The organism is Sulfitobacter sp. BSw21498 (assembly GCF_006064855.1).
Classification (GTDB): Bacteria; Pseudomonadota; Alphaproteobacteria; order Rhodobacterales; family Rhodobacteraceae; genus Sulfitobacter.
On record NZ_CP040753.1, the window covers coordinates 1275036 to 1293037 of the forward strand.

The window sequence follows — 18002 nt, forward strand, 5'->3', positions numbered from 1 at the left end:
GGCCCAGATAAATCAAACTCTAACGATAAAAATTTGGTCCGACGGCAGATTTCGGGTATAACAGCCAGATTAACGATTTATTTTTTTCCACATTAAATTTGTCTCAAAGGATTTCTTTTTGGATCTCCAAGCGAACAGTTATGTCGTGGATGGCCAGAACCGCATCATTTCAGTTGGGTCTGAATGGGATCAGTTCGCGCTTGAAAATGATGCACCGGGGGCGACATCTTCCCGGGTGATCGGACGCGAGGTATGGGATTTTATCGAAGGCGATAACACCCGCGCCTATCTGTTCGGCGTGTTCCAGACCTGTCGGATGGAACAGCAGCTGTTCAGCATCCTCTATCGCTGCGACGGGCCGGATATGCGCCGGCTTTTTCGACTGACGGTCTGGCCCTCGCCAGATCACAGTCTGACCTTGGGCAGCATGTTGGTCCATTCCGTTGCCAGCCGCCCCGCCGCCACCACCAGCGCGTTCGAGGGCTATTATGACACCACCCGATGTTCCGTCTGCTGCGCCTTTCAGATCGGCGAAAAATGGATCGATCTGCGCACCCCGCCGGACCCAGGTAATTTTGCCAAAAGCTATTCGATCTGCCCCTCCTGCATAAAAGATGCAGATCAGGAGTTTGCCCGAATGAGGCGCCAAAACAACGTCTTGCCCATGGTGCAACGCAAACATTAGCCCCAAAAGAACAAGGCCAACCAGGGCCGTCACAAGATGCGCCGCAAAGACGCAGGGCTTGCGCGCACGGCGACTAAATCTCTAAAATATAAGGATTAAGTGGTGCCCCCACACGGACTCGAACCGCGGACCTACTGATTACAAATCAGTTGCTCTACCAGCTGAGCTATAGGGGCACTGAGGGTGCGTTTAAGAGATTGCTGCGGGCCGTGCAAGAGGGGAAATGTCAAATTTTTGCAGTTTTACACAAGTCGCGGAAAAGGCTATTGGAATGCGGGTACCAGTAGGGGTGGGAAAGCGTTCATGCAGTTGATTTTGCACACAGGTGGCCATTACACCGAAGAAGACAGATTGCTGAAAAGCCTGCAATCTAACCATGATTTACTGACCCAGGCAGGAACCCATACGCCAAGCCCCAGCACCTACCGCGGTTTGTTTCGGGATACGTTGAATGCGATGTATAAATCCTCTGCCGCTGAAGGGGCGCGGGATGTGCTGCTAGACGCGGTCATGGGGGATTCAGACGCGGATCGGGTGATTTTTTCCGACGCGAATTTCTTTCGCACCCCCGCCACGGCTGTTGTCGAAGGGATGCTCTATCCCGCCGCCCCTGTGCGTATGATGCGCATGGCACAGTTGTTTCCTGATGACGAACTGCAGATTTTCATGGGGATCCGCAATCCGGCAACGCTGTTGCCTGTGCTGTATGATGTGGCGGCTGACAAATCTCCGACACAGTTCTGGGGCGACAAGGATCCGTTGGATGTGCGCTGGTCAGACACACTGGGATTGCTGCGCGATTCCGCCCCCGAGATCAATATTACGGTCTGGTGCAACGAAGATGCGCCGCTGATCTGGGGACATATCATGCGCGACATGGCAGGCCTGCCTGCCACGACCCCGCTCAAGGGGGAGTTTGACCTGCTCGAAACGATTATGCGCCCCGAGGGGATGAAACGCTTTACGTCCTATCTGGCCGCCCACCCCGAAATTACCGCGGCCCAACACCAGCGGGTGATTGCCGCGTTTTTGGATAAATACGCGATAGATGACGCGCTTGAGGAAGAGCTGGATATGCCCGGCTGGACCGAAGAACTGGTCGAGGATATGACCGAGGTCTATGACGAAGACCTCGCGCGTATCCAAGAAATTCCCGGGGTTCGGGTGATCCTGCCGTAAGCGAGGCACGGGCGGGCGACCGTTAATTTTAGCCCGATATGCAAAAAGCCCGCGCTTAATAGCGCGGGCTTTTCGATCTGTTCAACCGAGAACTCAGGACTTTTTGATCTCGCCGACCTTCTGTTTGTCTGCTTCGGCCTCTGCCGCATCGACGACCCGCTGACCGGAAGCCTTGGCCTTTTCGACAAACGCATCAGCAGCTGAGGCGCCAGGTGCAGCGGCGTCCGCATCCTCTTTGGTTTCGCGCAAGACTTTCTTGGCCTCATCAGATGCCGCCTGCGCTACTTTACCCAGCTTCGACTTCTCTTCGGCAAAGATACGCTCTGCATCGGCCATCAGCTGGTCGCGGTGCTGACCCATATAACGGTCTTCGGTCCGGCTACGCGGCAATGCTGCGCCAATGGCGGCCCCGACGGCCAGTGCAAGCGCACCAACAACCAAGGGCTGTTCTTCAAAGATATCGACTGCGCGATCACGCCCCTCGCGACCATAAGACGCCGCCGACGCACGTGCACGCACGGCGCTTTCACGGGCCGCAATCACACGTTCGCGTGCGTGGTCGGACAGCTCTTCGGTACCCTCGGACAGACGGCGGCGCAGCTGCGCGGCACGATCCGCTGTGGAAGATGCGAAATCACGCGCGCCTGAGGCTACCGAATGACCGGCATCAGACACCGCGCCCGCGGCACCTTTTGCCTTGCCCGCGACGGTCGACCCTGCGTTGGACGCGGCACCGGATACGCGGTCACCTGCGCGCGATGCGGCGTCGCCTGCGCGTTGTGCCAGACCGGGGGTATCGTCGTCGTCATGACGTGCCCAAGACGGCACATCACCAGACCGTGCAACCTCGCCCGAATAGTAGGGCTTGGACGGATCACCAGGCTGTGGCCCAAGATCGCGGCGCTGTCCTGCGGGGATCACGCCATGCTGCTGTGCGGCGACGGGCAGACCACTGTGGTCCTCGCGATCGCCATAGTAGTTTGCGCGGTTGCGCGGATCACGGTGGTCATAGCTGTCACGTGTACCTACGCGGTCACGGCTTGGGGCTCTGTCGCCTGCCATCAGCCATGCCAGCCCTGCCCCTGTCAGCGCCAGCGCGATCGGATTGCGTTTGACCGCGTCGGTGACCGACCGGCCAATGTCACCACCATGCTCGCGGAACTGATCCGAGAACTGGCGGGCAATGGTCTCTACCGAGAATTTATTTTGCAGATCATCCAAGGTGCTGGTCAATCCGGCGCGTTCACGTTCGATCTCGCGTTCGATTTCTTCGGGCGTGCGGTTATCATTTGTCATTGTAAACCTCCTTCACGGCTTGCGCGTCGCGCTTTACGTTTTTAGTGGCACGGCTCGGTGCCAAGCTGCTGAGCTTGAGCGCGCCAGTCCCTTTGTTCGCCATCACATAGGCGATCAGTGCAAAGGCAACGCCAACGATCAGTGCAGACCAGCCGGCGGAAATTCCCGCCTCGGTCAGGGCCGCGACCAGCGCCGCGGAAAGTACGTTCAATGCCGTCAGGGCAACAACAACGGCCCCCACGATCAGACCGATGGCAGCACCAGCCGATTTCAGGTTTTCGTTCACTTCAGCGCGGGCCAGATCGACCTCGCTGCGCACAAGCGAGCTGACGTGGGTCAATGCATCGCTCAGCAGGCTTCCTGTGGATTTGTTGGGATCGGTGGTCATTGTGTGCCCCCTTTCGGTGTGGTGTTCACAGCCGGCGCGGCCACATTATTGGTGTTCAGACCTTGCGCACGTTCGGTTGGCACCGGGCGCTCCATTTCGCGGCCCTCATAGGCATAGCGCTCACCACGGGCACCAGTCTCAGAGGCCTTGGCAAAACGAGTTGCGGCAAAGCCTACCAGTGCGGCACCGCCCAAAAAGACAAACGGGTTACGCTTGGCAAAATCGGTGACCGCGCCAACCATCTCGCCCAGATCCTTGTCACGCATTGAATCTGACGCATCGGCAAGCCCGTCTGCAAGCTGGCTAAAGGTACGTTCTTGGGGCGAACCGCTGCGCAATTCGTCGGCTGCGGTGCGCAATGCGCTGGCTACGCCTTTGACTTCATCTGCAGCGGCACCCTTGGCGTCGTCTGCATAGCGTGCGGCGTCGGAAGCAACGGTATCGGCCACATCTTTAGCCCGCGTTTTCGCCTCTTGCGTGGCGGATGCAGCGGTTGCTTTTACTTTTTCATTCAAGTCCTGCGCGCCGGCAGGATTGCTTTTTGTGTGATCAGTCATGGTGCGCTCCTTTTGGTTAGGCGACAAGGTTGAGAACGGCGAGAACGACCACGATCAGGCCGATGAGGTAAAAAACTCCATGCATTCAAATTCTCCTTAGTTGGTCACGTTCCTGTCATCGAAGGACAAACGGCCAGAGCTGAATTTCGTTCCGCACCCACAGCGTCGAAAGCAATAAAAATCTGCTGCGGGCCGCATAAATTCAGCCTGCATATAAAGGCACGCGCGAGGCGGATCATCGCTGAACACACCATGGAACACATTCGCGCGTCGCGGCGTTTGACACCGAATGCAATCACATCCCAAAGGAGATCGATATGCCGATGAACAGTCTAAAAGACGTGTACCATGACCAATTGCAAGACATGTACAGCGCCAACAAACAGTCGCTTGATGTGGTCGTCGCCCTTGGCCGCGCCGCCAAGGACAAAGACCTGTCCGAAGCCCTGATCGCAGGGTCCAACGGCATCAGCGAAGGTATGGAAAAGCTCGCCGAAATTTGCAACGCCCATGATATCAAACCAAGCGGCGAACACTGCAAAGGCATGGAAGGTCTGGTCGCTGAGGCCAAGGCCCATGTGCTTGACGAAGAGTTCGGCGATGACGACGTGCGCGACGCGATGATCATCACGCAGTACCAACGTATGGTGCACTATGCGCTGGCCGGCTATGGCTGCCTCGTGGCCTTCGCCAACCGTCTGGGCAAAGACGAAGACGGTGCGGTCTTGCAAGAATGTCTGGATCACACCTATGACGGCGACCGTCGCATGACCGAGATTGCAACTGGCGGCGTGAACAAAGCCGCTGCCTAAGCTGACGTTGGCGGGCCCTACCCCTCGTCGTTCACACACAAAAGCCCCGCTGGATCAGCGGGGCTTTTTCTATGTCTGTAGGTGCCGAACTACCTGTGATGCAGCAGGGCCTAGCTTGCCTCTGCCGCCGACACTTGCGGAAAATACTCCACCCCCTGCTTTTCGGCGAGTTTGTGGATTTCGACCATGATGCCTTCGCGTGCATCGCAGGCTGCCTCCCACGAGGTATTGGGATCGGCGCAGGGGACAAGGAACCAGACCTCCATGCCAAAGACATCCTGCCCGCCGACCCGCACGCAGGCGTCATCGCGTTTACCGATGTATTTCTCTTCCATCTCGTCGATCACTTTGTCAAAAGCGTCGCGCAGCGCGGCGATATCTGCCGCGTGAGAGAGCTTAATTTTGACGCTCCGCAGCATCTCAGGCTCCTGCATGGTCCAGTTTTTGAATGGGGTGGAAACGAACTCGGTCACAGGCACGACAAGCCGCGTTCCGTCCCAGTCTCGCAGCTGGACATAGGTGAAATGGATACGCTCAACATGACACAGCGCGTCGTTGAACACGATCCGGTCCCCGATCTTGGCGGACCCGTTCAACGCGATTTGAAGCGATGACATGATGTTGCTCAGAATACTGCGCGCGGCAAAGCCCAAGACAAGGGTGACCGCCCCAGCGGTGCCTAACAATGTCAATCCAAGGTTCTGAAACACATTGGTTTGCGACAAGAATATACCGCCGCCCACCAGTACCACCGCCACGACAAACACCCGACGCGCGGCTGAAATACGGGTCGCGGTGGTGCGTTTATGGACTTCTTCCTTGAGCGTCAGGTCGGTTTCTTCGACCTTCGTCAGATGATCCAAGATCACTTCGACGCAGTTGACCACAAACCACAACCCGGCACCGATCAGACCCAGCCACGCCGTCGGGACCAAAATCGTCGTCAGCTCTGCCGAAAACGAGAAGATCTTGGCCTCGAGCACCATCACAAACAGCGTCGAGACGACAACACAGGCAGGCCCGCGCACCGACTTTAGGATTTGCTGCGCCAGTCGGGACGGTATGCGTTGCGCGACCCAGCTGGTCAGCAGCCAGACCAGACGCGCAACATAGATCGCCAGCACGATCAGAACCGGCAGACCGATCAGTTCCCACAGGGCAAGGTCGACAACCGTGTTTTGCGTCAGCACGTCGGGCAGCATCGTCTCGAGCCGGCCAGGCCCGTAGCGCTCGTAAAGACGCGGGATATTTTGAACGGTATGACGCGAGAACACCCAGACTGGTTCACCGTTCTCCGCCTTGATCCGGTTCAGACGGATCGACGCAGGGTAGTCCTCCATATCCAGCGTCCACAACAGCAAGGACTTGCGCGGCGTCCCCGCCATCGCCCGATCAGACGTCGCCGTCGCGTCCAGCGCATCGGGCCGGTCCAGCAGTTTGTCCCAATCAATCACGGTTTTGCGGCTGATCACGGTTTCAAGCTGACGGATCAGCGAGGTGCCCACCTGCTGTTGGCGGTCCTGACGTATATCCGACAGATCAAGAAGATGCGCCGCCCCGACCCAATCGTCGCGCCGCACCGCCCGCACCAGGCTCTCCATGGTGGCGCGCGGGGTTTCGCGATCAATCTCGGACGGCACAGCGGCCAAGCCGACATTCAGGGTCTCTACGCAATACCAATGTGCGCTATCGCAAGCGTTTTCCTTGTCTTGCGCCCAAAGCGGCGTGGTAAAAATCAACAGCGCGCCCAATAGCCCCACAATATATCTTAGATTGCTCAAAACACTCTCCATTCCGGCATCACGAACCCGCGTGACAAGTCGTTATTGAAACTGAGCTAGCGCAGCCGGCCCATTCTACCAACCTTGATCTTATACCATGGATATATCAGGCGATGCCCCCGCCCCGCGGCACCACGCCGCAACACGGGCCGACGCACCGGTCATACGAACGGAGGAAGTTATGGGTGACACCGAATTTGTGGGGATATTGGCGGAGGAGGTGTCCGCGATCAAACTCTGTTAAGAGTATGATAATAATGCAATTAAAGCAACCACGACTTATACATACCACATAAGATACCACTCGACGCGTAGCCGGTGATCCTATTTACTATCTGCTACCTTTCAACGGCTTTGTTGCACAAATCGCGTCCTGTAGGATCCACTGTATGAACCCAGTATAGTAGCAGGCTGCTATGAGCAGCTGGACACAGACGAAGTACAAGACCCGGAACTGGGCGGAGTACAATTTTTCACTCAAACAACGAGGATCGCTATCCATCTGGTTTGATCCAGGGATGACGTGGGAAGCGGTCGGGTCTGGTCGAAGGGGGCGTCAGCAAACCTACAGAGTTGCTGCTATGCAAGCCTGTCTGACCCTCAAAGTCTTGTTCGGCCTGCCGTTGAGGCAGACGACGGGGTTTGTGGAAAGCCTACTGAAATTGGTTGGGCTGGATTGGGCGGTGCCGGACTTCAGTACATTGTGACGTCGTCAAAAAACATTGTCTGTCGCTATCCCGTACAAAGGATCAGCAGGTCCTCTGCACCTGCTGTTTCCCTCCCGGGACATTGCTGCGCAATGCCCTGCCGGGCAGTGGACAGCACAGGCATCAAGGCGGAGGGCGAAGGTGAATGGAATGCCCGTAAGCATGGTGGTTCCAAACGCCGCCTATGGCGCAAGATCCATATAGGGATTGATGAGGAAACGCTGGAGATACGGGCCATTGAGGTAACAAGCAGCGGTGTCGGCGATGCTCCAATGCTGCCTGACCTACTCAATCAGATCCCCCCGGATCAAAGCCTCGGGAGCGTCACTGCTGACGGAGCCTACGACACGCGCAAATGCCATGATGCGATTGCAGCACGAAATGCCCATGCCGTCATACCGCCGCGTAAGAATGCCAAGCTGTGGAAGCCCGATACGCCCGGGGCCAGCGCACGCAACGAAGCCGTCCAATCCTCAAAGTATCTCGCTCGCGCATTGTGGCGACAGGTGACCGGGTACCACCGCCGCAGTCGCGTCGATACAAAACCTCTCGGGATCATGCTACGCATAACCCTGTCGGTCAGTGGATGCATTGTGTGAAGTTGCTCGGTCAGCGCCTCTCGGCACGTGACTTCGACCGGCAAGTTGCGGAGATCCAAATCCGTGCCGCGATCCTAAACGGCTTCACAGCTCTCGGCATACCCCGTACCGACCCCGTAGGCTAAATCCGTCTGAGGTAAGGGGAAGTCCAACCTCAGCCCGATTTGTGCAACAAAGCCGGTTCCAGGCCAAACGCGTTATCAAAGATTGGATCAGCTTCTACAACATCGAGCGGCCTCACAACGCTCTCGACAAACGATCACCCGACGACGCTTTCTTCACAACAGAACGGACGCAGAAGGCCGCATAAAACCAACCAGATTATATCTTAGCTGAGCCGCAAACCTGTCTTAAAAAGCAGGACCACTTCATTTCTCTTCACTCACTTTAAACTTTTTCAAGTTAAGTCGAGGGAATGTTAAATTTCAAGCCAAAGGCGTTAAGTTAACCCATGATATTATGTGTCTGGCAACCTTATGCCTAATGATGCTTTTCCCGGTGGAAACGATGAACTGCGAAAGATTCGGAATAGCACAAGCAGTCTGTATTTTTCGGTCGGGTTTTTCAGCCTGTTTGGAAATCTGCTGATGTTAACCGGACCATTGTATATGCTGCAGGTCTACGACCGTGTGCTCGGTTCCGGCTCGGAAGAAACACTAATTGCGTTGTCGCTGTTGTTGCTATTTTTATATGGGGTAATGGGGTTACTGGACTACGTCCGCGGTAGAATAATGGCCCGCGTTGGTGCGCGGTTTCAATTTGCCTTGGATGGACGGATATTCGATGCGGTCGTGCGTAAATCTGCCGTTGCTCCGGATACCAAAACCAGTGCTGCGCTGCAAGATCTTGAATCTGTGCAACGGTTGATCATGTCGCCGGTCATGATGGTAGCATTCGATTTGCCATGGAGCCCGATATTTTTCGCAGCTATTTTTATTTTTCACCCGATTTTGGGGTGGCTTGCTGTAATCGGTGCCTTCAGCTTGGTAGTGATCACTGTAGCCAACCAAATATTGTCTCGTCGTCCACAAGCTAAAGCTGCAGCTGAGGGTCAAATGGCACGAGCCTTTTCTGATCAGATCAGGATCGAGGCTGAGATGGTGCAAGCCATGGGCATGCGTGACGCAGCCTTTAAGCGGTGGCGCTATCCCAGAGGCGGCGCACTGGAAGCACAGCTTCGAACAACTGACATTAGCGGGACATTCACATCGATCACAAAGACACTTCGGCTATTTCTGCAATCAGCGATGCTTGGTATGGGTGCTTGGCTAGTCCTTCAAAACGAAATGACTGCAGGCGGGATGATCGCGGGATCTATCCTATTGGGGCGCGCGCTTGCACCTGTCGAATTGGCACTTGGTCAATGGCAAGTTGCACAGCGAGCCCGCACCGGATGGAGAAATATTGCGCAATTGCTTGACGCAGTCGCCCCTGAGGAGCCTAAGACAGCTCTTCCAAAGCCTAGGGCACATCTGACGGTTCGTGCGTTAGTTATCGCCCCGCCAGGTGAAAAACTTCCCGCACTGAAGTCGGTTAGCTTCACTCTTGAGCCAGGCCAGGCTGTCGGCGTGATCGGGGCATCCGGATCAGGTAAATCCACACTGGCCCGCGCACTGACAGGAGTATGGCAACCTTCAAGTGGATCAATCCGCTTAGATGGTGCGGCGCTCGACCAATATGGATCCGAGATATTAGGTTTACATGTCGGATACCTACCCCAACGGGTTCAATTATTTGATGGTACGGTCGCCGAGAATATAGCTCGGCTTTCAACCCAACCTGATACCGAAAAAGTAATTTCTGCTGCAAAACGCGCCGCCGCTCACGAGATGATCCTTGGGCTGCCTCGAGGCTATGACACGGTTATTAAAGCCGGCCAAATACGCCTTTCAGGGGGACAAATGCAACGGATCGGCCTCGCGCGCGCGCTGTATAGCGACCCCGTAATTGTAGTACTTGACGAACCCAATTCCAATCTCGACAACTCAGGGTCGCTAGCGTTGAATCACTCCATTTGCCAGATGAAAGCAGAGAACCGGTCTGTCCTGATTATGGCGCATCGGCCCGCAGCTATCCAGCAATGTGATCGCTTACTAGTCCTCGAAGGCGGCGCAAGAGTGGCCTTTGGGCCTAGAGAGGAGGTTCTGGCGGAATTGGTAAAAAACCACACCCAAATTCAAGCGGCACCCAAACCAACTAGGGCTGTGCGTTGAGCGTTTCGGGGTCGCAGCCGTTTTCGACGTTTCGTATTGTTGCAGTAGGCTATATTGCGCTGTTCGCGCTTCTCGGCGGTTTTGCTATGTGGGCCATGTCGTCTCAGATCGCTGGGGCAATTGTTGCTCCCGGCAAGATCAAAGTGGACGGCGACCGACAGATTGTACAACACGAAATTGGTGGCGTGGTCTTGGAAATACTTGTTGATGACGGTGACATAGTGCGCGCCGGTGATCTGCTGTTCAGACTGGAGCCGCAGCAACTCTTATCTCGTTTGAATATCGTCGAGGGTCAACTTTACGGATTAATGGCGCGCCGCGGGCGTTTAGAGGCAGAGCGCGACAGTCTGGGCCGGATTAAATTCGGGAAAGCGCTGAAGGCCGCAGCTAACAACAATAAGGACCTGATAGAGCTAATGGAGGGACAGTCGAACCTACTTGCGGCGCGTCTGGCCACCGTTGCCCGACGTACCGAGCATCTAAACAAACGTAGCGATCAGGTCGCCTCGCAGATCACAGGCATCGAGGCACAAAGTGTAGCGCTCGAGCGTCAGTTAGCGCTACTAGAAGAAGAGCTAGCCGGCCAGAAGTTCTTGTTAAAGCGTGGATTATCAAAGGTGACAGCCTTTTCAAAGCTTCAGCGTGAAAAAGCCAATCTGCAGGGTCAGATTGGCCAACTCATAGCGTCGAAAGCTCAAGCTGAACAACGGATAACTGAAATCGGCATTGAAGTACTAATGCTGAGAACCAATATGCGTGAGGAAGCTATCTCAAGCCTGCGTGATCTACGCGATCGCGAAACAGAACTGGTTGAGAAGCGTCTCGCGCTTAAGGCTGAAATTGAAAGGTTGGATATTCGCGCACCTGTGTCGGGCATCGTTTATGAATTGCTCGTACAGACGCCGAACTCGGTCGTAAAATCCGCCGAGCCATTGATGCATCTTGTGCCACAAGACCGCCCGCTGGTGATCGTCGCGCGCGTTATGCCCACACAAGTGGATCAGATTAACGTGGGCCAAGTCGTAAACCTACGCATGACTGCGCTCGATCAGCGCTCTACGCCTGAATTGGAAGGAGAGATTTTACGGATTTCGCCAGATGCGGTGGATGATTCATTCACCGGGGAAACCTATTTTAGCACAGAAATTGCGTTTGTTCGTGGCGAGCTAGATAGGCTGCCAGTAGGGACGATTTTACTGCCGGGCATGCCGGTGGAGGCGTTTATTAGAACCGCTGACAGGACACCGCTTTCTTATCTGCTGAAACCGTTAACTGATTACTTTTCGCGCGCGTTCCGGGAAAACTGAAAAGACTGTTTGATGTATCAATACTACTCGCTGTGCCCCCAAAAGCCCACGTTTATAACTAGTGTTTTCCGCTAGATTCTCCTTAGCTGAAGAAGAATCGGAAACGCATGAAGGCATCGAAGTTCGCGGAAGTTAATCGCCTCGGTTTTGCCGGAAACTGTTAAGTTTCCTTAAGCGAATTTATCGGATTTGATCATGTTTACATTGAACGCATCCCAAGCTTCCATTGGTGCAATGTGAGTAGCCCCTAGTTTCCCAGTCATCTTCATGGTTTATATTATGGTGTCTGTTCTCGAAGTCGACGGGCGACAATGCGCAGCCGCTTCGGGTTAAACAGCTTCATGCTGCTGACACACGTCAATAGTCTTTTCGCCAGCTTACGGTTCCTTGATAATTGCTATGATCTGTTTGTCTGTGACTAATGGCTTCATTAGTCTGTTCTTTTGTAGGCCGGAGCCTACACAATTTTTGAAGGAATTTTTGAGGCTCACGGCATGCGTGCTCGATCTGAAATCTAGGTCTCAACACGGAACACGCATGGTGAAATTTTTTAATAGTAGTTTTGATTTGATAAGTTTAGTGAGTGACTGCTCTCACCAAGTTCATATTAGCACGCCTATTATACTATATGGTTAACGGGATATGAGTTGAGTGAACCGCCCCTTGTTTGCCGGAGACCCAGAAGTAACGATGCTGGGTTTGACCGAGTCGCAATTGAATCCTCTATTATTAGCTAGCTCTGTTCAGGTATTGGTCTTCCTTTGACCGATTAGCATATTCCGCTGGCGTCAGGCCAGCGAGGCTTGTGTGCTGGCGGTGATGGTTAAAGTCATTGCGCCATGCCGCGATTAGACGGCGGGCGTGATGCCGGCTGTCGAACAGATGCTCGTCCAGACATTCATCCCTCATCTTACCGTTGAAGCTTTCGACAAAGCCTTTTTGCATGGGCTTGCGAGTGCGCCCCATCACAGTCACAGTCCTGTCCCCTTGGATCGGTGCTTGGGCATTCTTAGCAAAGACGGCATCATGAAGACCCCACATCCAGCTATTAGCGGCATCGCCACGCACATGGCCAGCCACGTCGCTGTTGGATTGATACGCAAGACAACCGAACCGTTCGCGGCGAACGGCTTGGGCAATACATCTTCGAAACCATTGAGGAGGCACAAGACCAAGCAACTGAATGGCTCTGGACTTACAACAACGAGCGACCCAACATGGGTATCGGCGGCATGACACCCGCCATGAAACTGAAAACAACCGCCTGAATTCTACGGCTGGACCCCGTTAAAAATGGGGGGATTACCATAGGAGCTTCGGGGCGCTGGCAGTGAAGATGAGTGGCTTGTTCAAAGCAGAACTGATCCTCAGATACCGTCGAATGGGAAACCCTCAAACGGGTTAATTGGTTCAACAACCGCCGCCTGCTTGAACCTCTCGAATATATCACACCGACGGTAGTTGAGGAGGCGTTTTATACAGACATGAACACGCTCGATAAAATCGTCTAAGAAGAACTTGACAGCCTCCTGTAAAACCGGGGCGGTTCAGGGTGGTGGGCCACGTGAACACCTGTATTCACTGCAAAGACCAAAACGATCTTGGCAGATCGACGCCCTAGCGGGTGAGATTTTACACCATCAAACCCCTAAACAAATGTAAAATTATAGTATTTCTGCACATTACGAACACAATCAGGAGGAATTGCCGACAAATTTCCGGCAGAATACAGACGCAACCTTCAAGCAGAGGAGATTGCAGATGAAGAATTTCACCGTAATTGAAACAGATAGTTTTTCTAAGGATGTTGTAAGTGAAGCTATGTTCGGCACGAACTTCGTAACAACATACGATTATGAATTCTTTAGCGACGAGAATCTTCTGTCTGTTCTGAAGGAAACTGGAACCACCAACTTAAGATTCCCTGGGGGAAGTGTAACTGAAAGTGTTTTCACAGATGTATCATTTAATACAGGTATTTGGGACGCAACGTCATATGTCGATGAGAATGGGGCGGATAAAAATCTCGTTTCTCTGAGTAAGTTTTTTTCGGTAGCGTCTGAAGTAGACGCTCAGGTACAGCTAGTAATTCCAACCCGCGTGGGTTTCACAACCTCTGCGGGGGACGCCGTACTAGATGGAACGTACGGGAGCCGTACAGATCTTGACCCAGCCTATCTTGAAAATGTCAAAAGGTACATTGAGCAGGCTCAATACCTAGCAGAACAAAAAGAAGTAACAATATCAAAATTCGAAATTGGAAACGAATTTTGGGGAAGCGGAATAATGACTGCTTCCGAGTACGGAGTATTGGCGGCAAAATTAACAGTATTTTTGCATGAAAGCTATCCAGATATCGGTTCGATTGCTCAAATCACTTGTGGGGCGAATAGATATAGCCCAAGTAGCGATCGCGACGTATTTCTCAAGCCTGACCTTGAAGGAGGCTATGATATTGTCATGCTTAACGAGCATGAGGGCGAGGTTCCAAATGACTGGATTAGAAAGACACTTCCTGGACAAGGATCCGCGACTGATCAAACAAAACAAATTGCAGACCAATTTATAAATTACGAAAATTCTATCGATATCCTATCAGGAATCGTGGATCACGTTTATTTCGATGGAGGATTCGCAGAAATCGATGAACAACGAAACTATGCTCTTTCATATGTGCCTGAAACGTTCAAGGCTCATATAAGCTCGAATGAATTGGAGTACTTTATTAGCGAGTGGGGTCCGAGAAATATTCGTTCGGATGATCGTAGTTTAAACGCCGGTAACTCAAGCGGTTTGCAATATGCACATAGTACGGTGGAGGCTTTCTTTGAGATGGCCTCATTTGGAGTTGATGGTGCAAATTTTTGGCCGACAACATTCGGATACCCCTCCGCTCTATATAGAACCTTAATAAACAGCGTAGATGAGAGCCTGACATTTGGGGGGGTCGCATTTTCGTGGCTTTCACAAGCAGCAATAAACAAAAAGCCACTATTCGATTTTGAAATCGACGGTCAGATTGATATTCATGGCTTTGAGAGCGGTGGTTCCATGTCGATTTTTGCGGCCGAAAGAAGCGGCAATCGTGATGAAGTCGTTAGCTTGAATCTTGGTGATTTCGCACCCACCTCTTCCTATTTCACGATGATATCAACCATGAATAGCGATGATGGAGAAGCGACTAGCGATATGTCATCGCCTGTTATCTCCTACCTATCTGACGAGAAAGATCTGGATGACACCATTTCGTTCCAGCTCAAGGCGTGGGATCTGGTTTGGCTGGAACTACAATATATTACAGATGGGAATGATACGATCAGCGGAGGGATTGCCGATGATCGTATAAGAGGCGGTGGTGGAAATGATCAGCTATCGGGTGCCGATGGGGATGATACGGTTCGTGGTGAATTGGGACATGATATTCTCGAAGGGGGTAGCGGAAACGACCTTCTAAATGGCGGATGGGGGCATGACCAATTGGCCGGGGGGTTAGGGAACGATGTTCTTATCGGTGGTCAGAACGATGACTTCCTTTCTGGGGGAAATGGATCGGACACTCTGCGTGACGGCACCGGTCGCGATACACTGACCGGCGGTCAAGGCGCAGATTATTTTGTCCTTAGCTTGGACGGTGAAAGTGATACCATAAGTGACTTCTCTAGCACTGAAGACTATATCGATATATCTGAGTGGGAGGGTACGGGTAGTCCCTTAGGCTTATTGCATGAAGTCACATCAGATGGATGCGTTTTAAGTTCAAACGATGAACTTTTAATCGTACGCTCTATTGATTTTAAGCCCCTAAACTTTGAAGATATTAAATTTCTCGGGGATATCAAGGTTGACACACTGGAGACCTATCCACCGAGTTTACATGGTGATGACAGCATACGGGGAGACGCAACTAACGATGAGCTAAAGGGCTATGCCGGCGCTGACGTTATAGAAGGCGGAAATGGTGACGATACCATTTGGGGGGGCAATGGCTGGGATATTCTTAAAGGAAATTCGGAGAATGATGTGATATATGGCGGTGATGGGTACGACACCATTAGCGGTGGTGAGCAAAACGATATACTTTACGGAAATTTCGGTATGGATATTATTTATGGAGATGAAGGTGACGACGAAATTTTCGGCGGGTCGCATTCGGACGTAATATCCGGTGGGACTGGCAATGATACTCTTGAAGGAGGAGCTGGCGCAGATACCATATTTGGTGGTGCAAACAATGACTACATGTATGGGAAAGCTGGTTCTGATATTTTAGAAGGCGGAATGGGAAGTGACTACATCTACGGGGGAATTAATAATGACATTATCACCGGGGGCTCGGGGGACGACACAATGCATGGTGGAAACGGATCGGATCTCCTTGAAGGTGGAAACGGTCAAGACCTTTTAAAGGGAAATTCAGGTCAAGATACCCTTGATGGGGGGGCCGGATCAGATATCCTCTTAGGAGGAATTGGTGCCGATACATTTATTTTTAGTAGTGGGTTTGATCGGATAGTTGATTTTCAGAATAATATAGACAGCTTAGTTATTGATCAAAGCATGCTGGGAGCAGACGGAATTACGGTTAAGAATTTGGGCTTTTTTGACGTTTCTGAAGGTACTGATAGCCTCCACTTAGATTTTGGATCAGGTAACTATTTAGTAATAGATGACATTCATGATCTTTCTATTATTCTGGACGATATATCTTTCATATGAGTTATTCGGATACAGTTTAGCTGTATACTCTGAATAGCCCCTGAGAGTGTCCGATTGAGGTGCCCCTAGCAACTGTATTAAATTGCTGGGTTCCACACAACAATTTTGGCGAGCAATGAGTTTGCCAATACGATCAACTTTCGAGCAACTGCGATGAGAATGACCTTGGGTGGCTTGCCCTTCGCGCGCAATCGTTTTGCAAAGTCACTTAGGGTCAGGACCCATTAAATGATTGAGCTTGTGGCGCTGTCGTGATTCATGACCCCCAGTTTTAGGGGATATGATGAGCACTCTTTATTGGCTGACGGAGACACAAATGCAGCGGCTTCGACCAAACTTTCCAAAGAGCCGAGGGCGCGCTCGTGTGGATGATCGTCGTGTTTTGAGTGGCATTATTTTCATCAATCGTGACCTGCCCCCCGAAACTTCCCTCAGTTTAATGTAGAGTTTGCTCAACCTTCGAAGGAGCAAACAGATGCGACAGAGCCGTTTTACTGAAGCCCAAATTATCGGAATGATCAAAGAACAGGAAGCTGGCATGCCGACGGCAGAGGTGTGCCGCAGGCATGGCTTGAGTCCCGCGTCGTTCTACAAGTTCAAAGCCAAATATGGTGGCATGAACGTTTCTGATACTCATCGCCTTAGATCGCTGGAGGATGAGAACGCCAAGCTGAAGCGCCTTCTGGCGGACACGATGTTGGACAATGTTGTGTTGAAGGATTTGCTGGGAAAGAACTGACGACACCGAATGTGCGACGGGCCGCAGCACGCAAGGCAATGCGAGACCATGATATCTCGCAGCGCCGGGCGTGCAGGCTTGTCGGTGTCGATCCCAAGACCGTCCGGCGCGATCAGTCACCGGATAATCCAGAAGTTCGCGAAGAGATGAAAGCGATTGCCAGCAAGCGACGGCGCTTTGGCTACCGCCGGATCGGTGTGCTGCTGGAACGCAAGGGAAGGATCATGAACCACAAGAAACTGTATCGCCTTTATACTGAAGAAAAGCTGGGCGTTAGACGGCGCAGGGGCCGCAAGCGTGCGCGTGGCTCGCGGACACCAATGCCGGTTGCTTTGCGTCCTGGCGAGCGTTGGTCCTTAGATTTTGTGTCGGATACGTTCGGCGCGTCACGCAAGTTCCGCATGCTGGCTGTAAACGACGATTGTTGCCGCGAGAACCTCTGCTTGGTGGCTGACACCAGCATCTCGGGCGCTCGTGTCGCGCGGGAACTTGACGCGCTTGTCCGTATTTATGGAAAGCCTGCCTGCATTGTCAGTGATAACGGCACGGAGTTTACCAGTCGTGCGATCCTAAAATGGGCCGGTGATAACGACGTTGATTGGCATTACATCGACCCCGGCAAACCCCAGCAGAATGGCTTCATAGAAAGCTTCAATGGCAGCCTGCGCGACGAGCTGTTGAATGAGGAAATCTTCGATACGTTGGATGACGCCCGTCGCAAGCTGGCACTCTGGCGATACGACTACAACAACGTCAGGCCGCACTCATCGCTTGGGAACCAAACACCGGCAGAAGCTCGTCGAGCGCTTGAGCAATTTGAGGGCTCCGCGCAAGACGCGCTTGCCCAAACTGACGACGAAGAATATGAAACCCAGACCCGCAAACTCTCGTTATGAATGAGGGAGCCTCGGGGGGCAGGTCACGGGGTATGTTTGCGTTGTGTCATAAGGGTCATCCTTGGAGAGTTTTACTCTCCGGTAAACCCGGGGCGGTTCAAAGCTATCGAAATCTAAACGAATGGGC

Annotated in this window: 13 protein-coding genes, 1 tRNA gene and 3 pseudogenes; 11 read left to right on the forward strand and 6 right to left on the reverse strand. The window is 52.8% G+C overall.

Annotated elements, in window-relative coordinates; translation table 11 throughout:
* The first annotated feature begins 118 nt into the window (after window positions 1-118).
* Window positions 119-685, forward strand: coding sequence for a hypothetical protein (locus E5180_RS06225; RefSeq protein WP_138923630.1), 567 nt, complete (start codon window positions 119-121; stop codon window positions 683-685).
* Window positions 686-785: 100 nt separating this feature from the next.
* Here E5180_RS06225 and E5180_RS06230 read toward each other — a convergent pair.
* Window positions 786-861: transfer RNA gene (locus E5180_RS06230), tRNA-Thr, on the reverse strand.
* 127 nt (window positions 862-988) lie between these two features.
* On the opposite strand from E5180_RS06230, the gene E5180_RS06235 reads away from it, so the two are divergent.
* Entirely contained in the window at window positions 989-1864 is an 876-nt protein-coding gene (locus tag E5180_RS06235) for a hypothetical protein (protein ID WP_138923631.1), read from the forward strand.
* A 93-nt stretch (window positions 1865-1957) separates the two neighbouring features.
* Here E5180_RS06235 and E5180_RS06240 read toward each other — a convergent pair whose 3' ends face one another.
* From E5180_RS06240 to E5180_RS06250, 3 genes are read right to left on the reverse strand one after another with little or no spacing between them, the layout of a single operon-like run.
* Window positions 1958-3160: a DUF3618 domain-containing protein gene (locus E5180_RS06240; RefSeq protein WP_138923632.1), complete on the reverse strand. Its 1203-nt coding sequence runs from the start codon at window positions 3158-3160 to the stop codon at window positions 1958-1960.
* Complete coding sequence (locus E5180_RS06245) at window positions 3150-3548, reverse strand: phage holin family protein (RefSeq protein WP_138923633.1); 399 nt, start codon at window positions 3546-3548, stop codon at window positions 3150-3152. The genes E5180_RS06240 and E5180_RS06245 overlap by 11 nt, the downstream gene beginning before the upstream one ends.
* Window positions 3545-4105 (reverse strand): hypothetical protein, encoded by a 561-nt coding sequence (locus E5180_RS06250; RefSeq protein ID WP_138923634.1) that lies wholly within the window; start codon window positions 4103-4105, stop codon window positions 3545-3547. Before E5180_RS06250 ends, E5180_RS06245 begins: the two co-directional genes overlap by 4 nt.
* 317 nt (window positions 4106-4422) lie before the next feature.
* On the opposite strand from E5180_RS06250, the gene E5180_RS06255 reads away from it, so the two are divergent.
* Window positions 4423-4917 carry a ferritin-like domain-containing protein gene (locus E5180_RS06255; protein WP_138923635.1) on the forward strand — a complete coding sequence of 165 codons (495 nt, stop codon included), beginning with the start codon at window positions 4423-4425 and terminating at the stop codon, window positions 4915-4917.
* Between the two features lie 110 nt (window positions 4918-5027).
* Here E5180_RS06255 and E5180_RS06260 read toward each other — a convergent pair whose 3' ends face one another.
* Complete coding sequence (locus tag E5180_RS06260) at window positions 5028-6698, reverse strand: mechanosensitive ion channel family protein (RefSeq protein ID WP_254700545.1); 1671 nt, start codon at window positions 6696-6698, stop codon at window positions 5028-5030.
* Window positions 6699-7114: 416 nt separating this feature from the next.
* Between E5180_RS06260 and E5180_RS06265 the strand changes: the two are divergent.
* From E5180_RS06265 to E5180_RS06280, 4 genes and pseudogenes are all read left to right on the forward strand, one after another.
* Window positions 7115-8129: pseudogene (locus E5180_RS06265) on the forward strand (IS5 family transposase).
* Window positions 8130-8170: 41 nt separating this feature from the next.
* Window positions 8171-8314, forward strand: coding sequence for an integrase core domain-containing protein (locus E5180_RS16035; protein WP_138923636.1), 144 nt, complete (start codon window positions 8171-8173; stop codon window positions 8312-8314).
* A gap of 166 nt (window positions 8315-8480) precedes the next feature.
* On the forward strand, window positions 8481-10217 hold the full coding sequence (locus E5180_RS06275; RefSeq protein ID WP_138923637.1) for a type I secretion system permease/ATPase: 1737 nt from the start codon (window positions 8481-8483) through the stop codon (window positions 10215-10217).
* Complete coding sequence (locus tag E5180_RS06280) at window positions 10214-11524, forward strand: HlyD family type I secretion periplasmic adaptor subunit (RefSeq protein ID WP_138923638.1); 1311 nt, start codon at window positions 10214-10216, stop codon at window positions 11522-11524. The genes E5180_RS06275 and E5180_RS06280 overlap by 4 nt, the downstream gene beginning before the upstream one ends.
* A gap of 729 nt (window positions 11525-12253) precedes the next feature.
* Here the strand turns inward: E5180_RS06280 and E5180_RS06285 are convergent.
* On the reverse strand, window positions 12254-12565 hold the full coding sequence (locus E5180_RS06285) for an integrase core domain-containing protein (RefSeq protein ID WP_279614923.1): 312 nt from the start codon (window positions 12563-12565) through the stop codon (window positions 12254-12256).
* A gap of 62 nt (window positions 12566-12627) precedes the next feature.
* On the opposite strand from E5180_RS06285, the pseudogene E5180_RS06290 reads away from it, so the two are divergent.
* The 4 genes and pseudogenes from E5180_RS06290 to E5180_RS06305 all read left to right on the forward strand — a co-directional run.
* Window positions 12628-12792, forward strand: a pseudogene (locus tag E5180_RS06290) (integrase core domain-containing protein); the annotation flags it as partial.
* Window positions 12793-13285: 493 nt separating this feature from the next.
* The gene (locus E5180_RS06295) at window positions 13286-16240 is read left to right on the forward strand and encodes a calcium-binding protein (protein WP_138923639.1); all 2955 of its coding nucleotides are present in this window, start codon (window positions 13286-13288) and stop codon (window positions 16238-16240) included.
* A 283-nt stretch (window positions 16241-16523) separates the two neighbouring features.
* A pseudogene (locus tag E5180_RS06300) lies at window positions 16524-16652 on the forward strand (transposase); the annotation flags it as partial.
* Window positions 16653-16715: 63 nt separating this feature from the next.
* Window positions 16716-17875, forward strand: a protein-coding gene (locus E5180_RS06305; RefSeq protein ID WP_138922942.1) for an IS3 family transposase whose coding sequence is annotated in 2 segments (ribosomal slippage) — window positions 16716-16965 and window positions 16965-17875 — 1161 coding nt in all. Because the reading frame shifts where the segments join, the coding sequence is not laid out codon by codon here.
* The last annotated feature ends 127 nt before the right edge of the window (window positions 17876-18002 follow it).